This is a genomic window from Streptomyces sp. NBC_01481 (genome assembly GCF_026339995.1).
Taxonomy (GTDB): Bacteria; Actinomycetota; Actinomycetes; order Streptomycetales; family Streptomycetaceae; genus Streptomyces.
In genome coordinates, this window is the sequence record NZ_JAPEPT010000007.1 from 151,154 (window position 1) to 175,469 (window position 24,316).

Sequence of the window (24,316 nt, forward strand, 5' to 3'; positions counted from 1 at the left end):
CCTCGGCTGGCGACGCCAGGGGATCCATGCGGTCATGGGCACAGGGGCCGAGGCAGGGCGGAGGAGAACAGGCGTGGCCAACCCCGTACCCCCACGCGACCGGACGGACCATCCGTGGCGCTCGGAAGGCGCGCCCCCACCGCCTGCGCCGAGGAAGAGGATGCCCGGCGGCTGGATCGGGCTGGTCCTTGCCGCGCTCGTCGTCTATCTGATCGCCAACCTTCTGCTGTCCTTCTTCAACGGCGTCGGCGAGCCCACCATCCCGTACACGGAGTTCAGCAAGCAGGTCGCGGCCGGCAATGTCTCCAAGATCTACTCCGAAGGCGACGCGATCCAGGGCAGGCTCAAGCAGAAGGCCCCGGCCCCCGACGGCGAGGGCGACTACACGACCTTCAAGACCCAGCGTCCGGCCTTCGCCGACGACAGGCTGTGGGACGAGCTGAGCAGGCAGCAGGTCACCGTGACGGCCCAGCCGGTCGTCCAGGAGCGCAGCATTCTGGCCAATCTGCTGATCTCCCTCGCACCGATGGCGCTTCTCGTGCTGCTGTGGGTGTATTTCGCCCGTCGCATGGGCGCCCCGCTGGGCGGCGGCATGCTCGCCCCCAAGCCGCCGTCCGGACCGGTCGAGTTCGAGGCGGGCAAACGCACCACGTTCGAGGACATCGCCGGGATCGACGAGGTCGAGGCGGAGCTCAACGATGTCGTCGACTTCCTCAAGAACCCGCAGGCGTACGGGAGGATGGGCGCCCGGATGCCCGGCGGCGTGCTGCTCGCGGGGCCGCCCGGGACCGGGAAGACGCTGCTCGCGCGGGCGGTGGCGGGGGAGGCGGGCGTGCCGTTCTTCTCGGCATCGGCGTCGGAGTTCATCGAGATGATCGTCGGGGTCGGCGCGAGCCGGGTCCGTGAACTCTTCGCCGAAGCCCGCGAGGCGGCCCCCGCCATCCTCTTCATCGACGAGATCGACACAATCGGGCGGGCGCGCGGCGGCGGGACGGGCCTGGGCGGGCACGACGAGCGCGAGCAGACGCTCAACCAGATCCTCGGCGAAATGGACGGCTTCACCGGCTCGGAGGGCGTGGTCGTCATCGCCGCCACCAACCGGCCGGACGTGCTCGATCCCGCGCTGACCCGGCCCGGCCGTTTCGACCGGGTCGTCCAGGTCTCACCGCCGGACAGGGGCGGCCGGGAGGCGATCCTGAGGATCCACACCCGGGAGATCCCGCTCGCCGACGACGTCGACCTGGGCCGGATCGCCGGTGCGACACCGGGGATGACGGGCGCGGAACTCGCCAAGCTGGCGAACGAGGCGGCGCTCCTCGCGGTCAAGCGCAAGGAGCCCGCGGTCACCCGGTCCGACCTCTTCGCCGCACTGGAGAAGGTCCAACTCGGCGCGGAACGCGCACTGGTGATGCCGGAGGAGGAACGCCGTCGCACCGCCTACCACGAGAGCGGCCACGCCCTTCTCGGCATGCTCCAGCCGGGCGCCGACCCGGTCCGCAAGGTGACCATCGTGCCGCGCGGCCGGGCGCCTGGTGTCGCGATCTCCACCCCGGACGCCGACAGGTACGCGTACACGGAGGAGTATCTGCGCGGCCGCATCGTCGGCTCGCTGGGTGGTATGGCGGCCGAGCATGTCGTCTTCGACGTGATCACGACGGGCTCGGAAAGCGACCTCGAACAGGTCACCCAATTGGCCCGGGGCATGGTCGGCCGCTGGGGCCTGAGCCAGCGCGTCGGCAGACTGACCGCGATCCCGGGGGACGCCCAGCAGCCGTACGGCCTCACGGCGGCGCCAGCGACGCTGGACGCGGTGGACCACGAGATGCGCCGCATCGTCGACGAGTGCTACGAGAGCGCCTGCCGCCAACTCCGCGACAACCGCGACCGCCTGGACGCCCTGGCGGAGGCGCTCCTGACCCACGAGACACTCGACGAGGAAGCGGCCTACCGCGCGGCGGGCATCGCACGCCTCACCCAGGACACGTAGGCGCCGCGAACTGCGCCGCGCGCCATGCGCCGCGAACGGGCGTCACGGTCGGCGCCTGCGGCACGAAGCTGCCGCCCTCTTGGGGCCGGGGGCCTGCCCCAACAGTCGGGCCTGGCGCAGCGAACCGGCGCCGCATGGTCCGGCGCGAAGCTGCGCCTGCGGGGCTTCGGTCCTGCCCCGATAGTCGGCCGGGCGATTTGAACCGGCGCGCACCCTGCGGCGCGAAGCTGCCGCCCCCGTGGGGCCGGGGGCCTGCCCCCAATAGTCGGGCCTGGCGCCGCGAACGGCGCCGCCTGGTCCGGCGCGAAGCTGCCGCCTTGGGGGCTCCGGGCCTCCCCCCGATGGTCGGCGGGGCGGCTTGAACCGGCGCGCACCCTGCGGCGCGAAGCTGCCGCCCGGTAGGGCGCGGGGGCCCGCGCCGTGCGCCGCGTACGGGCGCACAGTGCGCTGCGAAGCTGCTGCCCGGTGGGGCGGGCCTGCGTCCCGCCATGCGCAAGGGCACGCACAGTGCGGCGCTGCCGCTCATGGATCCGGGGCCTGCCGCCTGATGGTCGGCCATGGCGGCGTGAACCGGCAGCCCGCACCCTGCGGCGCGAAGCTGCGGCCCCGCGCACACCGCTGCGGAGCAACGGGCCCACAGAGTGCCCGGCGAAGCTGCCGCCCGTGGGGTTCCGGGGGCCTGCCCGGGTAGTGAGCAGTGTTGACGCGAACCGGCCCGCAAGCTGCGCCACTCACGCACGCGTCCGCACAGTGCGGCGCGAAGTGCCGCCTGCCGGGTCGGCCCGGGACGGCGCGAACCGGCGCGCACTGCGGCGCGAAGCTGCCACCCGGTGTGGCCGCAGGGCCTGCTCCGGCGTCGAGTCCGAGCCGCACCGTGCGTCGCGCACGGGCCCGCACCCCGCGGCGCGAGGCTGCCGCCCCCGTGGGGTCCGGGGCTTGCCCCGGTTGTGGGAAGGGGCGGGTAGGGGAAAGCCCCGCGCAGCGGCCCCACCCCACCCCGCGCCACCCGAACTGCCCCGCCCCCTCAGCGCGTCCGCGCAATCAGGTACCGGAACACATTCGGCATCCACACCGTCCCGTCCCGCCGCCGATGCGGATGCAGCGCCTCCGTCATCTCCTTCTCCACCTGCGACACATCCGTCGCCCGCACCGCCGCCCCGTACAGCCCCGTCGACAGCAGCCCCCGCACCGCGCTCTCCATGTCCGCGTAGCCGAAGGGGCACGCCACCCGCCCCGAGCCGTCGGGCTTCAGGCCGGCCCGGGACGCGACGTCCTCCAGGTCGTCCCGACGGGCCGCGCGCCAGCCGCCCGTGCGCAGGGGGTCCGTCAGCCGGCCCGCCACCCGCAGGACGCCCGACGTGGCGCACCGCTCCGGCGGGCCCCAGCCGTTCAGGACCACCGCGCTGCCGTGTTCGGCCAGTTCCACGGCTGCCGTCAGCGCCGGAACGAGACCCTCAGAGTCACCCGCCATACAGCCGATCGGCTGAAACGCGGTGATCAGGTTGTACGCGGGCCGCGCCGGATCCGCCGCCGCCTCGCCTTCCACCAGTTCGACATCACGGTGCGCACCCGCGTCCGGAGCCATCCGTTCCCGCGCCAGCGCCAGCCGTTCGCGGTCCGTGTCGCAGCCGGTCACGCTCGCACCGCGCGCCGACGCGATCAGCAGCGCCAGACCGGACCCGCAGCCGAGACCGAGCAGCCGCGTCCCCGGACCGACCTCCAGGCGCTCGTACACCGCCTCGTAGAGCGGCACCAGCATCCGTTCCTGGATCTCGGCCCAGTCCCGGGCCCGCGCGTACGCCTCCGCCGGGGACGGAGCCGCGGACGCCGCATGGGGTCGGTGCTGGACGAGAGTCGGTGTCATCAGAAAGCGCCCCAATCCGCCAAGAGGTCAGCCGAGCCCTGAAGGACAGCCCCCCGTGTGCGTACGCCTGCGCTCCCCCCGTATGCCAGAGAACTCCGCATGCGTCCGCAAGTCCAGGGGTTGAATGGCAATGCTTGCGTGCCACCGGCGTGCGCCCCCAGGACGCAGGCCGATTCACGTTCGGCACCGGTGTCGCCGTACGATGCGCGCCATGGCAAAGGCACCTGTTCTCACGCCCCAGTCGGAAGACTTCCCACGCTGGTACCAGGACCTGATCAACAAGGCCGAGCTGGCGGACAACGGCCCGGTGCGCGGCACCATGGTCATCCGACCGTACGGATACGGCCTGTGGGAGCGGATGCAGCAGGAGATGGACGCCCGCATCAAGGATGCGGGCGCCCAGAACGCCTACTTCCCGCTCTTCATCCCACAGTCTTACCTGACTCGGGAAGCTGAGCACGTCGAGGGCTTCGCGCCCGAGCTCGCGGTTGTCACCCACGGGGGCGGCAAGGAGCTCGAGGAGCCCGTCGTCGTACGCCCCACCTCCGAGACGATCATCAACGACTACTTCTCGAAGTGGATCCAGAGCTACCGAGACCTGCCGCTCCTGATCAACCAGTGGGCCAACGTGGTCCGTTGGGAGATGCGTCCGCGCGTCTTCCTCCGTACGACGGAATTCCTCTGGCAGGAGGGCCACACCGCCCACGCCACCTACGAGGACGCCCGCGACTACGCCGCGTACATCCACAAGGAGGTCTACGCGGACTTCATGGTCAACGTCCTCGGCATCGACGTGGTGCTCGGCCGCAAGACGCCCAGGGAGCGCTTCGCCGGCGCCATCAACACCCTCACGCTCGAAGGCATGATGGGCGACGGCAAGGCCCTGCAGATGGGTACGAGCCATGAGCTCGGCACCAACTTCTCCAAGGCCTTCAACACCACGTATCTGTCGAAGGACGGCCGGCAGGAGCTCGCCTGGCAGACCTCCTGGGGCACCTCCACCCGGATGGTCGGCGGCCTGATCATGTCCCACGGCGACGACAACGGACTGCGCGTCCCGCCCCGCCTCGCCGCCGTCCAGGTGGTCGTCATGGCCATCAAGGGCGACGAGGCCGTCGCCAAGGTCCGCGAGATCGGCGACCGGCTCAAGGCCGCGGGCCTGCGCGTACAGGTCGACGACCGCACCGACACCCCGTTCGGCCGTCGCGCGGTCGACTGGGAGCTCAAGGGCGTGCCGGTACGGATCGAGATCGGACCGCGGGACCTGGAGGCGGGCACCGCGATGCTGGCCCGCCGTATCCCGGGAGGCAAGGAGCCGGTGCGCCTCGACGCCCTGGCCGAGCTGCTGCCCGCGGTACTGCAGGAGGACCAGGCGCAGTTGCTGCGCGAGTCGAGGGAGCGCCGTGAGTCCCGTACGACCGAGGTGCGGACGATCGACGAGGCCGCCGAGGCCGCGGTCGCGGGCGGCTGGGCGCGAATCCCGTGGTCGACGCTGGGCCAGGAGGGTGAGGCCCGGCTCGCCGAACAGGCGGTGTCCGTACGGTGTCTGGTCGCCGAGGACGGGTCGGTGCCGGAGGCCGACGACGCCCCCGGTACTGTCGCGATCGTGGCCCGCGCCTACTGAGGCTTGAGCTACCCGCAAGCGGGTAGCCGCCCCGGCGCGCGAAGCTTGCCTACGCGCTGGGGCGTACGCGCCGCTACGTACCACCTTGTTGTGAGCTGCGAGGCTTCTCCGCAGATCAGCGCACCCGCCCTCGTCAGGACGCATCAATGGCAACTGACGGGTACGTGCAAAATATTTGGGATGCCCCGGAATGGAACCCGCAAGCGCTTCGGCTCGTTATCACGACGTGAGCACGACACCACCTGTTCTCGCCGCAGAGCTGGCACAGGCGTGGGCCGATATTCAGCGGCACCACCCCGAGCTGCCGGATCTTGCCGCGCCAGAGTCCCTGATCGGAGAGTCCTCGTCCGCCTGTGGCGCCGAGCTCTCCTTCGAGCGACTGCTCCATGAGGCAGTCCATGGCATCGCCGCCGCCCGAGGTGTCCGCGACACCTCACGCGCCGGCCGCTATCACAACCGCCGATTCCTGGCGATCGCCGAGGAGATGGGCCTGGACCATGTCGACGAGCCGCATCCGAGCAGCGGCTTCTCACTGGTCATGCTCAATCCCGAGGCGAAGAGACGGTACCGACCCACGATCGAAAGACTGCAGCGCGCCCTCAAGGCGCACACGGTCGCGACGGCCTCCGACACCAAGCGCTCCTTCCGCGGGCCGGCCGCCCGGCACGGCTCGTCCGGCGGTGGTGTGCGCGTGAAGGCGGTCTGCGACTGCGGGCGCAATGTCCGGGTCGTTCCGTCCGTTCTCGCCCAGGCTCCCATTGTCTGCGGCGGCTGCGGCAAGCCCTTCCGGATCCCGGAAGTGGCCGCCGCGGCGAGCTGACCGCCACGCCCGCCGGGTCGGGCCGCCCGACGGGGGCGGTGCGACTCCGGTCGGGTGCGAGGCCGCCGCAGGTGTGTGGCACAATGGCTAGCTGTACTCGACAGCCGCACAGGAACCCTCTCGCCTCCGGCTGACGCGTCCATCGGGCACCCGAGTACCGCAACCCCACGTGGCATCTCGTTGTGCCCAACCACGTCAAGACCAGGAGACACCACTTCCGTGGCAGTCAAGATCAAGCTGAAGCGTCTGGGCAAGATCCGTTCGCCTCACTACCGCATCGTCGTTGCCGACTCCCGTACCCGCCGTGACGGCCGGGCCATCGAGGAGATCGGCCTGTACCACCCGGTGCAGAACCCCTCGCGCATCGAGGTCGACTCCGAGCGCGCGCAGTACTGGCTGTCCGTCGGCGCCCAGCCGACCGAGCCGGTTCTCGCCATCCTGAAGCTCACCGGTGACTGGCAGAAGCACAAGGGCCTGCCGGCCCCGGCGCCGCTGCTCGTCGCGGAGCCGAAGGACAAGCGCGCGGCGTTCGAGGCCTTCACCAAGGGCCTCGAGGGCGACGAGCCGAAGGGTGAGGCCATCACCCCGAAGGCGAAGAAGGCCGACAAGAAGGCGGACGAGGCCGAGGCTGCCTCGTCGGCGTCCGCCGCTGAGTCGACCGAGGCCTGAGCATGCTCGAGGAGGCTCTCGAGCACCTCGTGAAGGGCATCGTCGACAACCCGGACGACGTGCAGGTTGCCTCGCGCACCCTGCGCCGCGGGCGTGTGCTCGAGGTCCGGGTCCACCCCGACGACCTCGGTAAGGTGATCGGCCGCAACGGCCGCACCGCACGCGCACTGCGCACCGTCGTGGGCGCCATTGGCGGCCGTGGCATCCGCGTCGACCTTGTCGACGTGGACCAGGTTCGCTGACACGTTGTTGAACACCGGCTCGGGCCGGGGAGGGCTTACGAGCCCGCCCCGGCCCGTAGTCGTATCGAAGGAGAAGCATGTGCAGCTGGTAGTCGGGCGTATCGGCCGGGCCCACGGCATCAAGGGCGAGGTCACCGTCGAGGTGCGCACGGACGAGCCGGAACTGCGGCTCGCCCCCGGCGCCGTGCTGGCCACCGACCCGGCCGCGGTGGGGCCGCTGACGATCGAGACCGGCCGGGTGCACAGCGGCAGGCTGCTGCTGCGCTTCGAGGGCGTACGGGACCGAAACGCGGCCGAGGCCCTGCGCAACACCCTGCTGATCGCGGACGTGGACCCACAAGAGCTGCCCGGGGAACCGGACGAGTACTACGACCACCAGCTGATGGACCTCGATGTCGTCCTCGCCGACGGCACCGAGATCGGCCGGATCACCGAGATCAGCCATCTGCCCTCGCAGGACCTCTTCATCGTCGAGCGGCCGGACGGCAGCGAGGTGATGATCCCCTTCGTCGGCGACATCGTGAGCGAGATCGACCTGGAGAAGCAGCGGGCCGTCATCACGCCGCCGCCCGGGCTGATCGACGACAGTGAGGCCGAGATCGCATCGTCGAGGGACGAGAACTGATGAGGCTCGACGTCGTCACGATCTTCCCCGAATACCTCGAACCGCTGAACGTCTCGCTCGTCGGCAAGGCACGCGCGCGTGGACAGCTCGATGTCCATGTGCACGACCTGCGCCGGTGGACGTACGACCGGCACAACACCGTCGACGACACTCCGTACGGCGGCGGTCCCGGCATGGTCATGAAGACCGATCCCTGGGGCGACGCCCTCGACGACGCGCTCGCGAGCGGCTACGAGACGGGCGCGCACGGCCCGGTCATGGTCGTGCCCACCCCCAGCGGCCGCCCCTTCACCCAGGAACTCGCCGTCGAGCTCTCCGAGCGGCCGTGGCTGATCTTCACCCCCGCCCGCTACGAGGGCATCGACCGCCGGGTCATCGACGAGTACGCGACCCGGATACCGGTCTACGAGGTATCCATCGGGGACTACGTCCTGGCCGGCGGCGAGGCCGCCGTCCTGGTGATCACCGAGGCCGTGGCCCGGCTGCTGCCGGGCGTCCTGGGCAATGCCGAGTCGCACCGGGACGACTCCTTCGCACCCGGCGCGATGGCCAATCTGCTCGAAGGCCCCGTCTACACCAAGCCGCCCGAGTGGCGAGGCCGCGCCATTCCGGACGTGCTGGTCAGCGGGCACCACGGGAAGATCGCGCGCTGGCGGCGGGACGAGGCGCTGCGGCGTACGGCCGCCAACAGGCCCGATCTGATTGAGCGTTGCGATCCCTCCGCCTTCGACAAGAAGGACCGGGAGATCCTGTCCATCCTGGGCTGGTCGCCGGAGCCCGGCGGCCGATTTTGGCGCAGGCCCGAGGCCGTGGAAGAATAGGCCGCTGCTGTGCGTCCGGTCGGCGCCCCTGCCACAGGGGGAACGACGCCCGCCCGACGCGGCCAGCACCCTGATTCTCATCTCGATCGTTCCGCTGATGACCTGTGGCATCGGCGAGGAAGCAGACCAACATGGCTCACCTGCTCGACAACGTCAACGCGGCTTCGCTGCGCAGCGACGTCCCCGCCTTCCGTCCCGGCGACACCGTGAACGTCCACGTGCGCGTCATCGAGGGCAACCGCTCGCGTATCCAGCAGTTCAAGGGCGTTGTCATCCGCCGCCAGGGCTCGGGCGTCAGCGAGACCTTCACGGTCCGCAAGGTCTCCTTCTCCGTCGGCGTCGAGCGCACCTTCCCGGTGCACAGCCCGATCTTCGAGAAGATCGAGCTCGTCACCCGCGGTGACGTCCGTCGCGCGAAGCTGTACTACCTCCGCGACCTGCGCGGCAAGGCCGCCAAGATCAAGGAGAAGCGCGACAACTGAGCCTCGGCTCGCCTCTCGCGCCTGAGCTTCGGCTCACACTCACGCCGGGTTCACATAGGGGCCGGATAGGCTCTGGCCCCGATGGACACCGAAGCGAAGTACACGGAGCGCGACCGCTCTTCCGCCCCCGGCACCGGGGAAGAGGAAGAGGGGTCGCGCTCTGTGCGTTCATCACGCCCCTCCGGGCACCTGGGTAAACGTCTCTCCGGGATGTCCTGGCGCGGGGCCGGGCTGCTCGGTCTCGCCTGCACGGTCGTTGTGCTGCTGTTCAGCCATTTCGTGGTGCAGCCGTTCCAGATCCCCAGCAGCTCGATGGAACCCACCCTTCAGGTCGGGGACCGGGTTCTGGTGAACAAGCTGGCGTACCGTTTCGGTTCGGGGCCGGAGCGGGGGGACGTCGTCGTCTTCGACGGCACCGGATCCTTCGTACAGGAGGGTCTGCAGGAGAACCCGGTCAGTGCGGCGACGCGTGGCGTGTTCGCAGCGCTGGGACTGGCCGAACCCGCCGAGACCGACTTCGTGAAGCGCGTGGTCGGCGTGGGCGGTGACCGCGTGGTGTGCTGCGACAAGGGGGGAAGAGTCGAGGTGAACGGCGTACCCGTCGACGAGGGATATCTGCACCCCGGTGACGTCCCGTCAGAGGTTCCCTTCGACATCGTCGTCCCACAGGGCACTCTGTGGGTCATGGGGGACCACCGGAGCAATTCGCGCGACTCCCGCGACCATCTGGGGGAGCCCGGCGGCGGCATGGTGCCCGTCGACAGGGTGATCGGACGGGCGGACTGGATCGGCTGGCCGGTCGGCCGCTGGACCTCGCTGGAGCCGTCCGGTGCCTTTGCGCGCGTCGGGGAGGCGGAACGAATGCCGGGCGGCGCCCATGGGTAACCGCGGGCGTCGAGCGAGCCACCGGGCCGACACCAGGCTGCCCACCGGGACCCGGCCGACGAACGGTTCCCGGACGCTGCCGGGCCGTGCGGAACGGCGCAGGCTCGCTCAGAAGGTGAAGCGCAAGCGCCGCCGTTCGGCAGTGAAGGAGATACCTCTCCTGATCACCGTGGCGCTGATGATCGCGCTGGTTCTCAAGACGTTCCTGGTGCAGGCCTTTGTGATCCCGTCGGGCTCGATGGAGCAGACGATCCGGATCCAGGACCGCGTGCTCGTGGACAAGCTCACTCCCTGGTTCGGCTCGAAGCCCCAGCGCGGTGACGTCGTGGTCTTCAGGGACCCGGGCGGCTGGCTCCGGCAAGAGGAGAAGCCGAAGACGGACGACCCGATCGTCGTCAAGCAGGTCAAGCAGGGCCTGACCTTCATCGGACTGCTGCCCTCCGACGACGAGCAGGATCTGATCAAGCGCGTGGTCGCGGTCGGCGGGGACACCGTCAAGTGCTGCGACAAGGACGGGCGGGTCACCGTCAACGGTGTACCGCTCATCGAGCCGTACCTGAACCCCGGAAACGTTCCCTCGACGCTGAAGTTCGAGGTCAAGGTGCCGGCCGGGCGGATCTTCGTCATGGGCGACCACCGGGCCAACTCGGCCGACTCGCGCTTCCATCTCGACGAGAAGGACCGGGGCACGGTCTCGGAGGACCAGGTCGTCGGACGTGCCATGGTCATCGCCTGGCCGATCGGCCACTGGCGGAAGCTGGAGGAGCCCGAGACGTACGCATCCGTGCCGAACGCGCGTGCCGGGTCGACATCAGCACTCCACCCGTCGAATAGGGTGTCACCTCAGGATCTCAACGGAATGATCCTGCTCCCGAGCCCTGCGGAACTCCCGCTCGTTATGGGAGTAGTGGGCCTGCTCCGGATCCGGGGCAGGCGGTTCGCACGGACTGAGGAGTGGATGTGGGGGACGTGGCGGTCGGCGCACGATCCGGACACGACGGGCCGGAGGAGAGGCCGGGGAAACCCGCCGAGTCACCCGCAGCTGTGACGGACGAATCGGCGGCGCGTACGCCGGGGACGGCGGGCGGCGTGGACGACGAGAGCGTCCAGGGCGCCGGGGGCGGATCCTCCGAGGGCAGTGGTACGGGACAGAAGAAGCAGCGATCCTTCTGGAAGGAACTGCCGCTCCTGATCGGTATCGCGCTGCTTCTCGCGCTGCTCATCAAGACCTTCCTGGTACAGGCGTTCTCGATCCCCTCGGACTCGATGCAGAACACCCTCCAGCGCGGTGACCGGGTGCTGGTCGACAAACTCACCCCGTGGTTCGGCTCGGAGCCGGAGCGCGGCGAGGTCGTCGTCTTCCACGACCCGGGCGGCTGGCTGGACGGTGAGCCCACCCCCAAGCCGAACGCCGTGCAGAACTTCCTCAGCTTCATCGGCCTGATGCCGTCGTCCGAGGAGAAGGACCTGATCAAGCGGACGATCGCGGTCGCCGGCGACACGGTGGAGTGCAAGAAGGGCGGCCCGGTCAAGGTCAACGGCAAGGCGCTCGACGAGCCGTACATCTTCCCGGGCAGCACCGCCTGCGACGACCAGCCCTTCGGCCCCTTCAAGGTGCCGAAGGACCGGATCTGGGTGATGGGCGACAACCGCCAGAACTCCCGTGACTCCCGCTACCACATGGAAGACGTGAACGGCGGCTTCGTTCCGGTCGACAAGGTCGTCGGACGTGCCGTGGTGGTGGCCTGGCCGCTGGACCGCTGGGCGACGCTGCCGGTGCCCGAGACCTTCGACCAGCCGGGCATCAACTCCGCTGCCGCGGCTGCCGCCTCGGCCGCGCCCCTGGCGCTGGGCACGATCGGCGCCCTGCCGATCGTGCTCCTGCGCCGGAGGAGGCTGACCTCCGGGCGTACCGCCGGGTAGGGTGCCGTCCCAGATCGCCGATCCCCGGGGCACGATGCCCGGGGACCGAATCTCCGAGGTGGGGAGCGCTGGGATGAGCGGAACAGTACGTACGGACGACGGCCACGGCCGGCTCGGCAATGCACTGTCGGGTCTGGCCGTGGCCGTCGGCTCTGTGCTCTTCCTCGGAGGGTTCATCTGGGGGGCCGTGGTCTACCAGCCGTACACCGTGCCGACCGACTCGATGACGCCGACCGTGCAGGCCGGAGACCGGGTGCTTGCGGAGCGGATAGACGGCGACCAGGTGCGGCGCGGGGACATCGTGGTCTTCCGGGACAAACAGTGGGGCGACATGCCGATGGTGAAGCGTGTGGTCGGCGTGGGCGGCGACACGATCGCCTGCTGCGGGGACGGCGGCAAGCTGACCGTCAACGGCAAGGCCGTCGAGGAACCGTATCTGCGCACCAAGGGACCCGCGTCGAACAGCTTCACGGCGAGCGTGCCCAAGGGGCAGCTGTTCCTGCTGGGCGACGAGCGCATGGGTTCGCAGGACTCGCGCGTACACCTTCAGGACCCCGGCCAGGGGTCGGTGCCGCGCTCGGCCGTGGAGGCCCGGCTGGACGCCGTGGCATGGCCCCTGGACGGCGGTCTGCTGGAGCGGCCCGACGGCTTCGCCGCGCTGCCGGGCGGGGTGTCCCCGCCGGGACCGGTGAAGCTGGTGGTCGGGTCGGTGGCGGTCGGGGCAGGGCTGATCGTGGCCGGGGCTCTGTACGGTCCCATCGCGCGCAGGCTGTCGGGGAGGCGGCGTGGGGCCGCGGGCGCCGGGCGCAAGAAGGCGACCGCCGGTGTCGGATGAGCCATCGGCGCACGGCGAGCCGGTGTCGGATGAGGAGCCGGCGCTCGGCGAGCTGCGGAAGGTGGCCCGGGTCGTCCTGCTCGATCCCGACGACCGCATCCTCCTGATGCACGGGTACGAGCCGCAGGATCCGGCCGACCGCTGGTGGTTCACGCCGGGCGGCGGACTGGAGGGCGAGGAGACCCGGGAGGAGGCCGCCCTGCGCGAGCTGGCCGAGGAGACGGGGATCACAGAGGTCGAACTGGGGCCGGTGCTGTGGCGGCGGACCTGCTCCTTTCCGTTCGACGGACGCCGCTGGGACCAGGACGAGTGGTACTTCCTGGCGCGTACGGCGCAGACGGCGACGGCCCCGGGCGGACTGACGGAGCTTGAGCGGCGCAGTGTCGGGGGTCTGAGGTGGTGGACCTCCGCCGAACTGTCGGCGGCCCGTGAGACGGTATATCCGACCAGGCTCGCCGAGCTGCTGCGAACGCTGCTCGACGAGGGTCCTCCGAGTGCGCCGATTGTCCTGGCCCCCGAAATCGTCTAGGGGCCCGTGGGGCTGGCGCACAATAGGGGGACGCACGGCTGAAGGGGAACATGCCATGAGCGCCGAGGACCTCGAGAAGTACGAGACCGAGATGGAGCTGAAGCTCTACCGGGAGTACCGAGACGTCGTCGGGCTGTTCAAATATGTGATCGAGACCGAGCGTCGCTTCTACCTCACCAATGACTACGAGATGCAGGTGCACTCGGTGCAGGGCGAGGTCTTCTTCGAAGTCTCGATGGCGGACGCATGGGTCTGGGACATGTACCGACCGGCCAGGTTCGTCAAGCAGGTGCGGGTGCTCACGTTCAAGGACGTGAATATCGAAGAGCTCAACAAGAGCGATCTGGAACTCCCGAGCGGCTGAACTCCCGGGTGAGTGCACTCCGTGGTGCTTGCACTCCTGGGTGACTGAGTTATCCACAATCGACGGGCTGTCCACCAAGATCCACCAGTGGACGCCCGACGCGTCACAGTCGGTGCCGGAGGTGGTGCCGATATGAACGCGACGGGGGCACTGGGGCGGTACGGCGAGGATCTGGCGGCGCGGCTGCTGGCCGAGGCCGGAATGACGGTGCTGGCGAGGAACTGGCGCTGCGGGCGGGCCGGTGAGATCGACATCGTGGCCCGGGACGGCGACACCGTGGTCGTCTGCGAGGTCAAGACCCGCAGGGCGGGCACGTTCCAGCATCCGATGGCCGCGGTCACGCCGGCGAAGGCGGAGCGGCTGAGACGACTGGCCGAGTGCTGGCTGGAGCGCACCGGGGGGCCGCCGCCCGGTGGCGTGCGCATCGACCTGGTGGGTGTGGTGCTGCCCAGGCGCGGCGCACCCACCGTCGAGCATGCGCGGGGGGTGGCCTGATGGGGTTCGCGCGTGCGTGTTCCGTGGCGCTGGTCGGCGTCGAGGGCGTGGTGGTCGAAGTCCAGGCGGACCTGGAGCCGGGCGTGGCAGCCTTCACGCTGGTGGGGCTGCCCGACAAGAGCCTGTCGGAGAGCCGGGACCGGGTGAGGGCAGCGGTGGTGAACTCCGGCGCGGAATGGCCGCAGAAGAAACTGACCGTAGGGCTCAGCCCGGCTTCCGTCCCCAAAGGCGGCAGCGGATTCGATCTGGCGGTGGCCTGCGCGGTGCTCGGTGCGGCGGAACGCATCGACGCCAAGGACATCGCCGATCTGGTCATGATCGGAGAGCTTGGCCTGGACGGCCGGGTGAGACCGGTACGCGGAGTGCTGCCGGCCGTTCTCGCGGCCGCCGAGGCGGGCTACCGGCAGGTGGTCGTCCCGGAGCAGACCGCGGGGGAGGCCTCACTGGTGCCGGGGGTCTCGGTGCTGGGCGTCCGCAGTCTGCGCCAGCTCATCGCCGTACTGACCAATGAACCGGTGCCCGAGGAGGAACCGGTCCCGGAAGGCAGACCGGATCCCATGCTGGCCGGACTGATGGTGCCGGGCGCGGGGGTTGGCACGGGGCTGGCGAGGGAGCCAGGCGAAGGACCGGACCTGGCCGATGTCGCCGGGCAGCGCGCCGCACGGACGGCGCTGGAGGTCGCGGCGGCCGGCGGCCACCATCTCCTTCTGCACGGACCGCCCGGCGCGGGCAAGACCATGCTGGCCGAGCGGCTGCCCGGCTTGCTGCCGCAGCTGACCAGACGGGAGTCCTTGGAGGTCACCGCCGTTCACTCGGTGGCGGGCATCCTGCCGCCGGGCGAGCCTTTGGTACGGACCGCTCCGTACTGCGCGCCGCACCATTCGGCGACGATGCAGTCGCTCGTCGGCGGAGGAAACGGCCTGCCGAGGCCCGGGGCGGTCTCGCTCGCCCACAGGGGCGTGCTGTTCCTCGATGAGACGCCCGAGTTTTCGGGCAAGGCGCTCGATGCCTTGAGGCAGCCGCTGGAATCCGGGCATGTGGTGGTGGCGCGGAGCGCGGGAGTGGTGCGGCTGCCGGCCCGGTTCCTGATGGTCCTGGCGGCCAATCCATGCCCGTGTGGGCGGCACACCCTGCAAGGGGCGGGCTGCGAGTGCCCGCCGTCGGTGATCCGGCGGTATCAGGCGCGGCTGTCCGGGCCCTTGCTCGACCGGGTCGATCTGCGGGTCGGGGTCGAGCCCGTCAACCGCGGAGAGCTGATGTGCCAGGGCGGCCGTGGGGAGCCGACGGCAGTCGTCGCGGCCCGGGTGGGGGAGGCCAGGGAGCGTGCCGCGGCCCGGCTGCAGGGCACGCCGTGGACGGTCAACAGCGAGGTGCCGGGGCATGAGCTGCGTACGCGCTGGCTCGTCGCGCCCGGGGCGCTGGCCGCGGCCGAGCGGGACATGGAACGGGGACTGCTCACGGCGCGGGGGATCGACCGGGTGCTGCGGGTGGCGTGGACGATCGCGGACCTCGCGGGGCGGGACCGGCCGCAGGTCTGCGACGTCGACCTGGCCCTGGAGCTGCGTACGGGCATCGCGCGCGGTGCGCCCATGCCCGTCGGCGCGGGAGGGCCGTGATGCCGGACGCAGCGGGAGAGCGCCGGGCGGTCGCCGGGGAGCGTGAGCGGTTCGCGCGGGCCGCGCTGACGCGGGTGATCGAGCCGGGGGACGAGCATGGCGGGCGGTGGCTGCGCGAGTTCGGCGCTCAAGGGCTCATGGCGCGGCTGACCGCAGCGGAGCACGAGGAGGCAGGGCTGACCGGAGCCACGGCCAGGCGGCTCGCGGGCTACCGGATACGGGCTGCGGGGGCCGACCCCGACCGCGACTTGGCGGCGGTCGCCTCGGTCGGTGGCCGCTTCATCTGCCCGGGCGACCAGGAATGGCCGACCCAGCTCGACGACCTCCGTGACGCGAGACCGATCGGACTCTGGGTGCGGGGACGGGCCGACCTGCGGAAATGGGCACTGCGCTCGGTCGCCGTCGTCGGAGCCCGGGCCTGCACTCCGTACGGGGCGCACATGGCGGCCACCCTCGGCTCGGGGCTTGCCGAGCGCGGCTGGGTCGTGGTGTCGGGGGCGGCCTACGGGGTCGACGGCTCGGCGCACCGGGGCACACTCGCCGCGGGCGGAGCCACCGTCGCCGTACTCGCCTGCGGGGTCGATGTCGTCTATCCGCGCGGGCATGCCGAATTGATCGGACGCATCGCCGAACAGGGGCTGGTCATCGGAGAGTTGGCGCCCGGCGACCATCCCACGCCCAGCAGATTCGTCCTGCGCAACCGGGTCATCGCAGCCCTCACCAGGGGCACAGTGGTCATCGAGGCCGAATACCGCAGCGGTTCGCTGGTCACCGCGCGCAGCGCACAGAAGCTCGGCCGCTACACGATGGGAGTCCCGGGACCGGCCACCAGCGGGCTCTCGGCGGGCGTGCACGAACTCCTGCGCGGGGAGGGTGTGCTGGTCACCGATGCTGCCGAAGTGGCCGAGCTGGTCGGGGACATCGGTGATCTCGCCCCTGACCGGCGGGGGCCCGTGCTCCCGAGGGATCTGCTGGATCCCGTCAGCGCGCGGGTTCTTGAGGCCATGCCGGCGCGCGGCGCGGCCGACGGTGGCCGGCTGGCGCGGGCTGCCGGGACGACGACCGACGAGACGCTCGGCAGGCTGTACGAACTGCACTCGCTGGGGTTCGTCGAACGGCATGGAGACGGATGGCACTTGACGCGCGGCGCGATCCGCGGTTCGAACGCGCGGCGAGGCGGTCCTTGACCTGGAGCATTCGGGTGAAAAGGTGATGCCGATGAGCTTTGCAGGCCTGTCGGCGACATCTGAGAGCCCGGCGCGCGCGGTGGCCGCCCCGGTTCGAAGGTGTGGGCGACAGCAGATACCCGCACAGGTTCGTTCCCTCGTCCTTCGCCCACCGCAACGCTGCAGTCACGCTACGCTCACCAAGGTTCCGGCCCAGACGCTCGTCCCCCTCCCCCCTCACAGCAGAACGGCTCAAGGCAACGCATGCCCCAGCACACCTCCGGGTCTGACCGCGCGGCAGTGCCCCCCGCTGCCCGTGGCACCGTGCGGCCCCCCGCTCCTTCGTCGCTCGACGAGTTGTGGCGGTCGTACAAGGCCACGGGTGACGAGCGGCTGCGGGAGCAGTTGATCCTGCATTACTCACCTCTGGTGAAGTACGTCGCGGGACGGGTGAGCGTGGGGCTGCCGTCCAATGTTGAACAAGCGGACTTCGTCTCCTCCGGAGTCTTCGGACTCATCGACGCCATCGAGAAGTTCGACATCGACCGGTCGATCAAGTTCGAGACGTACGCGATCACCCGCATCCGTGGCGCGATGATCGACGAACTGCGGGCCCTGGACTGGATTCCGCGCTCCGTGCGGCAGAAGGCCAGGGCCGTGGAGCGGGCCTACGGCACGCTGGAGGCGCAGCTGCGGCGTACGCCCACGGAGTGCGAGGTCGCCGCCGAGATGGGGATCGCGGTGGACGAACTGCACGCGGTTTTCAGCCAGTTGTCGCTGGCGAACGTTGTGGCGCTGGAGGAGCTGCTGCATGTGGGCGGCGAGGGTGGCGACCGGCTCAGCCTGATGGACACCCTTGAGGACACGGCCGCCGACAACCCGGTCGAGGTGGCCGAGGACCGGGAGTTGCGCCGGCTGCTCGCCCGCGCGATCAACACCCTGCCCGAGCGCGAGAAGACCGTCGTCACCCTCTACTACTACGAGGGCCTCACCCTCGCCGAGATCGGCAATGTCCTCGGTGTCACCGAGAGCCGCGTCAGCCAGATCCACACGAAGTCGGTCCTGCAACTGCGCGCGAAGCTGGCCGACGTCGGGCGCTGACGCCGAATCCTCCCTGCCTCATCGGCCGGCATCCGTACAGTGGAGGCGTGCCAAGGATTCGAGCGGCCTCCGTGGCCGAGCACCGGACGATGCAGCGCGGCGCCCTGCTGGACGCCGCGCGCTCCTTGCTGTCCGAGGGCGGCACGGAGGCGCTGACCTTCCCCGCCCTCGCCGAGCGCACGGGCCTGGCCAGGTCCTCCGTCTATGAGTACTTCCGCTCTCGGGCCTCGGTCGTCGAAGAGCTGTGCGCCGTCGACTTCCCCGTCTGGGCGGCGGAGGTCGAGACCGCGATGCAGCAGGCGGACACGGCGGAGGGCAAGGTCGAGGCGTACGTACGCAAGCAGCTGGATCTCGTGGGCGACCGGCGTCACCGGGCGGTTGTCGCGATCTCCGCGAGCGAGCTGGACGCCGGGGCACGGGAGAAGATCCGTGCCGCGCACGGCGGGCTGATCGCGATGATCGTCGAGGCGCTGGGCGAGCTGGGCCAGGAGCAGCCCCGGCTGGCGGCGATGCTGCTGCAGGGTGTCGTGGACGCGGCGGTGCGCCGTATCGAGATCGGTGCCGCGGAGGACCCGGAGGCGATCGCCGACGCGGCCGTGGCGATGGCTCTGCGAGGCGTACGGGGCTGAGCCGGCGCGTGCTTGTTTCGGGCCACGAGCCTCGCGGACCCTGCCCGCGCGGGCCGGTCGCCCGGCCACGCCGCAGCGCCCACTGGGACACGGCGGCCGTGACCGCGAGCAGCACAGCGTGCAGCGCCCCGCCCGCCCCCGCGAGAACCGGCGCGCGCACCGGCGCGTGCACCAGAGGAACATCCGCAGCAGCGGTCGACTCCAGAGCCGGGACGCCGAACACCGGCAGCAGCCGGGACGGGGGACGGCGCAGCAGCCAGGGCGGCAGCAGGGACAGCGGATCCAGATACTCCCTCCCGCGCAGCAGCCCCCAGTGCAGGCACCCCGAGGCACAGTGCGACGGCCCCGCCTCCATGGTCGCCACCACCTGGCCCGCGCTCACCTCCGCGCCCTCGGGCAGCAGCGGGCGCACCGGTTCGTAGGTCGTGCGCAGCGGCGGCTCACCCGTACCGGTGAGGGTCACGGACAGCACGCGGCGGCCCGCGACCCGGCCCGCGAATGAGACCCGGCCGGGCGCGGCCGCCCGTACCTCTGTGCCGGGTGGCGCGGCCAGATCCACCCCGCGGTGCCCCGCCCCGTACGCCGAGGCCGGCGGCTCCCACCCGCGCGCGACGACGGGACGGGGCGGCCCCAGCGGCCAGCTCCGGCCGCGGGAATCGTCGGCCCGGGCGGGGCCAGTGCCCGCCCAGGCCAGGGAAAGCATCAGAACGAGCAGGACGAGAAGACTGCGAAACAGGGCGCGGTTCATGGCACAGACCGTCCCGCGAATCCCGCAGCCGAGTGGATCATGGTCCCGATCTGTGGAGTACCGACCGGTTGTGGACAGCGCCGTCACCCGGCACTGCGCGGGTCCCGTACACTTCTTCTGGCGATCCGGGTCACCGGGTCGACTTCGCACGCCCCGCCACCACACCCTCTTCAGGTCGGTGGCCGCGCTCCTCGGTCCCTTGTGGCACGGCGCGTCGGGGCGTCAGGACATAACCGAGAACCCAAGGAGATACGGCCATGGCCGTCGTCACGATGCGGGAGCTGCTGGAAAGCGGCGTCCACTTCGGTCACCAGACCCGTCGTTGGAACCCGAAGATGAAGCGATTCATCTTCACGGAGCGCAACGGCATCTACATCATCGACCTGCTCCAGTCGCTGTCGTACATCGACCGCGCCTACGAGTTCGTCAAGGAGACCGTCGCCCACGGCGGCTCCATCATGTTCGTCGGCACCAAGAAGCAGGCCCAGGAGGCCATCGCCGAGCAGGCGACGCGCGTTGGCATGCCGTACGTCAACCAGCGTTGGCTGGGCGGCATGCTCACCAACTTCTCCACCGTCTACAAGCGCCTTCAGCGTCTGAAGGAGCTGGAGCAGATCGACTTCGAGGATGTGGCCGCGTCCGGCCTCACCAAGAAGGAGCTCCTGGTCCTCTCCCGCGAGAAGGCCAAGCTGGAGAAGACCCTTGGTGGTATCCGCGAGATGCAGAAGGTGCCCAGCGCCGTCTGGATCGTCGACACCAAGAAGGAGCACATCGCCGTCGGTGAGGCGCGCAAGCTCCACATCCCGGTCGTCGCGATCCTGGACACCAACTGCGACCCGGACGAGGTCGACTACAAGATCCCGGGCAACGACGACGCCATCCGCTCCGTCACCCTGCTCACCCGCGTGATCGCCGACGCCGTCGCCGAGGGCCTCATCGCCCGTTCCGGCGTCGCCACCGGTGACTCCAAGCCGGGCGAGAAGGCCGCCGGTGAGCCGCTGGCCGAGTGGGAGCGCGACCTCCTCGAGGGCGAGAAGAAGGCTGACGACGCCGAGGCTCCGGCCGCCGCCGAGGCCGAGAAGCCGGCCGAGGCTGCTGCTGAGGCTCCGGCTGCCGAGGCTCCGGCCGCTGAGGCCGCCCCGGCCGCCGAGGCTGAGAAGCCGGCCGCGGACGCCGAGCAGGCCTGACCACACAGGTTCGGTAGTTGACGGCGGGGGACGGTGCCACAAGCGCCGGCCCCCGCCGCTCACCCGTAGATCTTCGACTTTCGACTTTCGAGAGAGATTCAAGGACATGGCGAACTACACCGCCGCTGACGTCAAGAAGCTCCGCGAGCTCACCGGCGCCGGCATGATGGACTGCAAGAAGGCCCTGGACGAGGCCGAGGGCAACGTCGACAAGGCCGTCGAGGCCCTGCGCATCAAGGGCCAGAAGGGCGTCGCCAAGCGCGAGGGCCGCTCTGCCGAGAACGGTGCCGTCGTCTCCCTGATCGCCGACGACAACACCTCCGGTGTCCTCGTCGAGCTGAAGTGCGAGACGGACTTCGTCGCCAAGGGTGAGAAGTTCCAGGCCGTCGCCAACGCCCTGGCCGTCCACGTCGCCGCGACCTCTCCGGCCGACCTCGACGCGCTGCTCGCCTCCGAAATCGAGGCCGGCAAGACAGTCCAGGCGTTCGTCGACGAGGCCAACGCCAACCTCGGCGAGAAGATCGTCCTCGACCGCTTCGCGCAGTTCTCCGGTGCCTACGTCACGGCGTACATGCACCGCACCATGCCTGACCTCCCGCCCCAGATCGGTGTCCTTGTCGAGCTCGACAAGGCGAACGCCGAGGTCGCCAAGGGCGTCGCGCAGCACATCGCCGCCTTCGCGCCGAAGTACCTCTCCCGCGAGGACGTCCCGGCGGAGGTCGTCGAGACCGAGCGCCGCGTCGCCGAGGAGACCACCCGCGCCGAGGGCAAGCCCGAGGCCGCCCTCCCGAAGATCGTCGAGGGTCGGGTCAACGGCTTCTTCAAGGAGGCCACCCTCCTTGGCCAGCCCTACGCGCTCGACAACAAGAAGTCCGTCCAGAAGGTTCTGGACGAGGCCGGTGTCACGCTGAAGCGCTTCTCGCGCATCAAGGTCGGCATCTGACCCGTTAAGCGATCGACACGGGAGCCCGCTAGGGTTTCTTACGCAGTCGCCGGTCGCGCTCGCGCCGGACGACCGCAGATCTGACGAGGAGGCCATTGCCGACAGGGACACCAGAACCCCAAGGCAATGGCCTTCTTCGTATGTGCACGAGGAGATCTCCATGAACAAGGGCGCGGACGCCAACCAGGCAGCCGACGACAAGAGCGACCACGACGTCAACAAGGCCGGGCGCTTCATGCTGAAGCTGTCCGGTGAGGCCTTCGCCGGCGGCGGCGGACTCGGCGTCGACCCCGACGTCGTACACGCCATCGCGCGTGAGATCGCCGCGGTCGTCCGCGACGGTGCGCAGATCGCGGTCGTCATCGGTGGCGGCAACTTCTTCCGCGGGGCCGAGCTGCAGCAGCGCGGCATGGACCGGGCCCGCTCCGACTACATGGGCATGCTCGGCACGGTGATGAACTGCCTCGCCCTCCAGGACTTCCTGGAGAAGGAGGGCATCGACTCCCGTGTCCAGACCGCCATCACCATGGGGCAGGTCGCGGAGCCGTACATCCCGCTGCGCGCCGTGCGCCACCTGGAGAAGGGGCGCGTGGTCATCTTCGGCGCCGGTATGGGTATGCCGTACTTCTCCACCGACACCACCGCCGCGCAGCGCGCCCTGGAGATCGACGCCGAAGCCCTGCTGATGGGCAAGAACGGCGTCGACGGGGTCTACGACTCCGACCCCAAGACCAACCCCGACGCGGTGAAGTTCGACGCGTTGGAGTACGGCGAGGTGCTCTCCCGCAACCTCAAGGTCGCCGACGCCACGGCCATCACTCTCTGCCGCGACAACGCCCTTCCGATCCTTGTCTTCGAACTGCTCGCTGAAGGCAATATCGCTCGGGCCGTCAAGGGTGAGAAGATCGGCACGCTCGTGAGCGACCAGGGCACCAGGGCCTGACCCCGGGCTTCCCTTGAGGGATGGACAAAGTCCTGCCGGTCGGACACCGTGCAGGGAAAAGACGCGACGCAGGTTCCGCCGGCCCAGTCGAACGCCGGGCCTACTCAAGACACGCAGGAGCAAGTGGTGATCGAAGAGACCCTCCTCGAGGCCGAGGAGAAGATGGAGAAGGCCGTCCTGGTCGCCAAGGATGACTTCGCCGCGATCCGCACCGGACGTGCGCACCCGGCGATGTTCAACAAGATCGTGGCGGACTACTACGGTGCGTTGACCCCGATCAACCAGCTGGCCTCGTTCTCGGTTCCCGAGGCGCGGATGGCCGTGGTGACCCCGTTCGACAAGAGCGCGCTGCGCAATATCGAGCAGGCCATCCGCGACTCCGACCTCGGCGTCAACCCGAGCAACGACGGCAACATCATCCGGGTGGTGTTCCCGGAGCTGACGCAGGACCGCCGCAAGGAGTTCATCAAGGTCGCCAAGACCAAGGCCGAGGACTCCAAGATCTCGATCCGTTCCGTGCGCCGCAAGGCCAAGGAGACGATCGACAAGTTCATCAAGGACGGCGAGGTCGGCGAGGACGAGGGCCGCCGTGCGGAGAAGGAGCTCGACGACACCACCGCGAAGTACGTCACGCAGGTGGACGAGCTGCTCAAGCACAAGGAAGCCGAGCTGCTCGAGGTCTGATGAACGACTCTTCCTGGGGGGCCCCGCCGAGAGCCGGTTTCTGGGGACCGCCCGACCAGGGGCCTGCCCCGGCGGGTCCCGCATACGATGAGCATGACGCACAGCAGACTCGGCCCATGCCCATCGTGCCGGACTTTCCCGACGCAGGTAGAGACGCCGAAGACCGTAACGACCGCGACCAGAACGACGACCGCGACCGGGGGGCCGCTCGGCTGAGCGGCCCTCTGTTCCGGGACGAGATTCCGCAGGAGCCCATGCCCACCCCGCCGCCGGCGTCCGAGCCGCCGCAGAAGAAGCGGGCCGGCCGTGATCTGCGGGCGGCCATAGGGGTCGGTGTCGGGCTCGGCGCTGTGATCGTGGCATCGCTGTTCATCGTCAAAGCCGTGTTCGTAGGCGTGATAGCGGTCGCGGTCGTCGTCGGGCTGTGGGAGCTCACCTCGCGTCTCGAGGAGCGCAAGCAGATCAAGGCGCCGCTGGTACCGCTCGCAGTGGGCGGCGCGGCGATGGTCGTGGCCGGTTATGTCCGCGGTGCGGAGGGTGCCTGGGTCGCGATGGCGCTCACGGCGCTCGCGGTCCTGGTCTGGCGGATGACGGAGCCGCCCGAGGGATATCTGAAGGACGTCACGGCGGGTGTCTTCGCCGCGTTCTACGTGCCGTTCCTGGCGACGTTCGTCGCGATGATGCTCACCGCCGACGACGGACCGCAGCGGGTGCTCACCTTCCTGGTGCTGACCGTGGTCAGCGACACGGGTGCGTACGCCGTCGGCTGGCGCTTCGGCAAGCACAAGCTCGCGCCGCGCATCAGCCCCGGGAAGACCCGCGAGGGCCTGGTCGGCGCGGTGACGTTCGCGATGGCGGCGGGCGCGCTGCTGATGGAGTTCGTGATCGACGACGGCACTTGGTGGCAGGGCCTGTTGCTGGGCTTCGCGGTCGCGGCCACTGCGACGCTCGGTGACCTGGGCGAGTCGATGATCAAGCGGGACCTCGGCATCAAGGACATGGGCACGCTGCTGCCGGGACACGGCGGCATCATGGACCGGCTCGACTCCCTGCTGCCGACGGCTCCCGTGGTGTGGCTGCTGATGGTGATCTTCGTCGGATCCGGCTGACCGGCTGACCTGCGCGTTTGGGCCG

The 24,316-nt window shown here is 70.0% G+C and carries 24 protein-coding genes and 2 pseudogenes; 24 read left to right on the plus strand and 2 right to left on the minus strand.

Annotated features, from left to right (window positions below):
* Nucleotides 1-73: 73 nt before the first annotated feature.
* Nucleotides 74-1,987 carry an ATP-dependent zinc metalloprotease FtsH gene (ftsH, locus tag OOK40_RS32595; protein WP_266488814.1) on the plus strand — a complete coding sequence of 638 codons (1,914 nt, stop codon included), beginning with the start codon at nucleotides 74-76 and terminating at the stop codon, nucleotides 1,985-1,987.
* Nucleotides 1,988-3,011: 1,024 nt separating this feature from the next.
* Here ftsH and OOK40_RS32600 read toward each other — a convergent pair.
* Entirely contained in the window at nucleotides 3,012-3,851 is an 840-nt protein-coding gene (locus tag OOK40_RS32600) for a methyltransferase domain-containing protein (RefSeq protein WP_266488816.1), read from the minus strand.
* 211 nt (nucleotides 3,852-4,062) lie between these two features.
* Here OOK40_RS32600 and proS point away from each other — a divergent pair, with 211 nt between their 5' ends.
* The 18 genes and pseudogenes from proS to OOK40_RS32690 all read left to right on the plus strand — a co-directional run bounded on the left by proS (nucleotide 4,063) and on the right by OOK40_RS32690 (nucleotide 18,677).
* On the plus strand, nucleotides 4,063-5,475 hold the full coding sequence (gene proS, locus OOK40_RS32605; RefSeq protein WP_266488817.1) for a proline--tRNA ligase: 1,413 nt from the start codon (nucleotides 4,063-4,065) through the stop codon (nucleotides 5,473-5,475).
* A gap of 226 nt (nucleotides 5,476-5,701) precedes the next feature.
* Entirely contained in the window at nucleotides 5,702-6,295 is a 594-nt protein-coding gene (locus OOK40_RS32610; RefSeq protein ID WP_266488818.1) for a hypothetical protein, read from the plus strand.
* A 219-nt stretch (nucleotides 6,296-6,514) separates the two neighbouring features.
* Nucleotides 6,515-6,964, plus strand: coding sequence for a 30S ribosomal protein S16 (gene rpsP / locus OOK40_RS32615; protein WP_266488820.1), 450 nt, complete (start codon nucleotides 6,515-6,517; stop codon nucleotides 6,962-6,964).
* 2 nt (nucleotides 6,965-6,966) lie between these two features.
* Complete coding sequence (locus OOK40_RS32620; RefSeq protein ID WP_003980229.1) at nucleotides 6,967-7,206, plus strand: RNA-binding protein; 240 nt, start codon at nucleotides 6,967-6,969, stop codon at nucleotides 7,204-7,206.
* A 79-nt stretch (nucleotides 7,207-7,285) separates the two neighbouring features.
* On the plus strand, nucleotides 7,286-7,831 hold the full coding sequence (rimM, locus tag OOK40_RS32625; RefSeq protein WP_266488821.1) for a ribosome maturation factor RimM: 546 nt from the start codon (nucleotides 7,286-7,288) through the stop codon (nucleotides 7,829-7,831).
* On the plus strand, nucleotides 7,831-8,652 hold the full coding sequence (gene trmD / locus OOK40_RS32630) for a tRNA (guanosine(37)-N1)-methyltransferase TrmD (protein ID WP_266488822.1): 822 nt from the start codon (nucleotides 7,831-7,833) through the stop codon (nucleotides 8,650-8,652). Before rimM ends, trmD begins: the two co-directional genes overlap by 1 nt.
* 131 nt (nucleotides 8,653-8,783) lie before the next feature.
* The gene (gene rplS / locus OOK40_RS32635) at nucleotides 8,784-9,134 is read left to right on the plus strand and encodes a 50S ribosomal protein L19 (RefSeq protein ID WP_266488825.1); all 351 of its coding nucleotides are present in this window, start codon (nucleotides 8,784-8,786) and stop codon (nucleotides 9,132-9,134) included.
* Nucleotides 9,135-9,215: 81 nt separating this feature from the next.
* Entirely contained in the window at nucleotides 9,216-10,019 is an 804-nt protein-coding gene (lepB, locus tag OOK40_RS32640) for a signal peptidase I (protein WP_266488827.1), read from the plus strand.
* A pseudogene (lepB, locus tag OOK40_RS32645) lies at nucleotides 10,012-11,038 on the plus strand (signal peptidase I); the annotation flags it as partial. The gene lepB (OOK40_RS32640) and the pseudogene lepB (OOK40_RS32645), both read left to right, overlap by 8 nt.
* A complete protein-coding gene (lepB, locus tag OOK40_RS32650) occupies nucleotides 10,989-11,942 on the plus strand; it encodes a signal peptidase I (protein WP_266488828.1) in 954 nt (317 codons plus the stop codon). The pseudogene lepB (OOK40_RS32645) and the gene lepB (OOK40_RS32650), both read left to right, overlap by 50 nt.
* A 73-nt stretch (nucleotides 11,943-12,015) precedes the next feature.
* A complete protein-coding gene (gene lepB / locus OOK40_RS32655; protein WP_266488830.1) occupies nucleotides 12,016-12,777 on the plus strand; it encodes a signal peptidase I in 762 nt (253 codons plus the stop codon).
* A gap of 22 nt (nucleotides 12,778-12,799) precedes the next feature.
* Nucleotides 12,800-13,306, plus strand: coding sequence for an NUDIX hydrolase (locus OOK40_RS32660; RefSeq protein ID WP_266489292.1), 507 nt, complete (start codon nucleotides 12,800-12,802; stop codon nucleotides 13,304-13,306).
* Nucleotides 13,307-13,361: 55 nt separating this feature from the next.
* Complete coding sequence (locus OOK40_RS32665; RefSeq protein WP_003993268.1) at nucleotides 13,362-13,670, plus strand: DUF2469 domain-containing protein; 309 nt, start codon at nucleotides 13,362-13,364, stop codon at nucleotides 13,668-13,670.
* 132 nt (nucleotides 13,671-13,802) lie between these two features.
* Nucleotides 13,803-14,165, plus strand: coding sequence for a YraN family protein (locus tag OOK40_RS32670; protein ID WP_266488833.1), 363 nt, complete (start codon nucleotides 13,803-13,805; stop codon nucleotides 14,163-14,165).
* A complete protein-coding gene (locus OOK40_RS32675; protein WP_266488834.1) occupies nucleotides 14,165-15,781 on the plus strand; it encodes a YifB family Mg chelatase-like AAA ATPase in 1,617 nt (538 codons plus the stop codon). Before OOK40_RS32670 ends, OOK40_RS32675 begins: the two co-directional genes overlap by 1 nt.
* Complete coding sequence (gene dprA, locus OOK40_RS32680; protein ID WP_266488836.1) at nucleotides 15,781-16,968, plus strand: DNA-processing protein DprA; 1,188 nt, start codon at nucleotides 15,781-15,783, stop codon at nucleotides 16,966-16,968. Before OOK40_RS32675 ends, dprA begins: the two co-directional genes overlap by 1 nt.
* A 243-nt stretch (nucleotides 16,969-17,211) precedes the next feature.
* A complete protein-coding gene (whiG, locus tag OOK40_RS32685) occupies nucleotides 17,212-18,048 on the plus strand; it encodes an RNA polymerase sigma factor WhiG (protein WP_266488838.1) in 837 nt (278 codons plus the stop codon).
* A gap of 71 nt (nucleotides 18,049-18,119) precedes the next feature.
* Nucleotides 18,120-18,677, plus strand: coding sequence for a TetR/AcrR family transcriptional regulator (locus OOK40_RS32690; protein WP_266489294.1), 558 nt, complete (start codon nucleotides 18,120-18,122; stop codon nucleotides 18,675-18,677).
* Between the two features lie 208 nt (nucleotides 18,678-18,885).
* Here OOK40_RS32690 and OOK40_RS32695 read toward each other — a convergent pair.
* Nucleotides 18,886-19,380, minus strand: a pseudogene (locus OOK40_RS32695) (M23 family metallopeptidase); the annotation flags it as partial.
* A gap of 302 nt (nucleotides 19,381-19,682) precedes the next feature.
* Here OOK40_RS32695 and rpsB point away from each other — a divergent pair.
* From rpsB to OOK40_RS32720, 5 genes are all read left to right on the plus strand, one after another.
* On the plus strand, nucleotides 19,683-20,612 hold the full coding sequence (rpsB, locus tag OOK40_RS32700; RefSeq protein ID WP_266488841.1) for a 30S ribosomal protein S2: 930 nt from the start codon (nucleotides 19,683-19,685) through the stop codon (nucleotides 20,610-20,612).
* 106 nt (nucleotides 20,613-20,718) lie between these two features.
* Nucleotides 20,719-21,555 carry a translation elongation factor Ts gene (gene tsf / locus OOK40_RS32705; RefSeq protein ID WP_266488843.1) on the plus strand — a complete coding sequence of 279 codons (837 nt, stop codon included), beginning with the start codon at nucleotides 20,719-20,721 and terminating at the stop codon, nucleotides 21,553-21,555.
* A 160-nt stretch (nucleotides 21,556-21,715) separates the two neighbouring features.
* Nucleotides 21,716-22,498 (plus strand): UMP kinase, encoded by a 783-nt coding sequence (gene pyrH / locus OOK40_RS32710; protein WP_266488844.1) that lies wholly within the window; start codon nucleotides 21,716-21,718, stop codon nucleotides 22,496-22,498.
* Between the two features lie 126 nt (nucleotides 22,499-22,624).
* Nucleotides 22,625-23,182: a ribosome recycling factor gene (gene frr / locus OOK40_RS32715; protein ID WP_266488847.1), complete on the plus strand. Its 558-nt coding sequence runs from the start codon at nucleotides 22,625-22,627 to the stop codon at nucleotides 23,180-23,182.
* Nucleotides 23,182-24,291 (plus strand): phosphatidate cytidylyltransferase, encoded by a 1,110-nt coding sequence (locus tag OOK40_RS32720; RefSeq protein WP_266488850.1) that lies wholly within the window; start codon nucleotides 23,182-23,184, stop codon nucleotides 24,289-24,291. The genes frr and OOK40_RS32720 overlap by 1 nt, the downstream gene beginning before the upstream one ends.
* The last annotated feature ends 25 nt before the right edge of the window (nucleotides 24,292-24,316 follow it).

What these genes read in the sequence shown, in the direction of transcription:
- tsf (WP_266488843.1), top strand. Translation starts at nt 20,719, where the DNA reads ATGGCGAACTACACCGCCGCTGACGTCAAGAAGCTCCGCGAGCTCACC.
- trmD (WP_266488822.1), top strand. Translation starts at nt 7,831, where the DNA reads ATGAGGCTCGACGTCGTCACGATCTTCCCCGAATACCTCGAACCGCTG.
- OOK40_RS32665 (WP_003993268.1), top strand. Translation starts at nt 13,362, where the DNA reads ATGAGCGCCGAGGACCTCGAGAAGTACGAGACCGAGATGGAGCTGAAG.
- rplS (WP_266488825.1), top strand. Translation starts at nt 8,784, where the DNA reads ATGGCTCACCTGCTCGACAACGTCAACGCGGCTTCGCTGCGCAGCGAC.
- OOK40_RS32720 (WP_266488850.1), top strand. Translation starts at nt 23,182, where the DNA reads ATGAACGACTCTTCCTGGGGGGCCCCGCCGAGAGCCGGTTTCTGGGGA.
- pyrH (WP_266488844.1), top strand. Translation starts at nt 21,716, where the DNA reads ATGAACAAGGGCGCGGACGCCAACCAGGCAGCCGACGACAAGAGCGAC.
- OOK40_RS32620 (WP_003980229.1), top strand. Translation starts at nt 6,967, where the DNA reads ATGCTCGAGGAGGCTCTCGAGCACCTCGTGAAGGGCATCGTCGACAAC.
- proS (WP_266488817.1), top strand. Translation starts at nt 4,063, where the DNA reads ATGGCAAAGGCACCTGTTCTCACGCCCCAGTCGGAAGACTTCCCACGC.
- rpsB (WP_266488841.1), top strand. Translation starts at nt 19,683, where the DNA reads ATGGCCGTCGTCACGATGCGGGAGCTGCTGGAAAGCGGCGTCCACTTC.
- dprA (WP_266488836.1), top strand. Translation starts at nt 15,781, where the DNA reads ATGCCGGACGCAGCGGGAGAGCGCCGGGCGGTCGCCGGGGAGCGTGAG.
- OOK40_RS32600 (WP_266488816.1), bottom strand. Translation starts at nt 3,851, where the DNA reads ATGACACCGACTCTCGTCCAGCACCGACCCCATGCGGCGTCCGCGGCT.
- OOK40_RS32670 (WP_266488833.1), top strand. Translation starts at nt 13,803, where the DNA reads ATGAACGCGACGGGGGCACTGGGGCGGTACGGCGAGGATCTGGCGGCG.
- lepB (WP_266488830.1), top strand. Translation starts at nt 12,016, where the DNA reads ATGAGCGGAACAGTACGTACGGACGACGGCCACGGCCGGCTCGGCAAT.
- whiG (WP_266488838.1), top strand. Translation starts at nt 17,212, where the DNA reads ATGCCCCAGCACACCTCCGGGTCTGACCGCGCGGCAGTGCCCCCCGCT.
- lepB (WP_266488827.1), top strand. Translation starts at nt 9,216, where the DNA reads ATGGACACCGAAGCGAAGTACACGGAGCGCGACCGCTCTTCCGCCCCC.
- OOK40_RS32675 (WP_266488834.1), top strand. Translation starts at nt 14,165, where the DNA reads ATGGGGTTCGCGCGTGCGTGTTCCGTGGCGCTGGTCGGCGTCGAGGGC.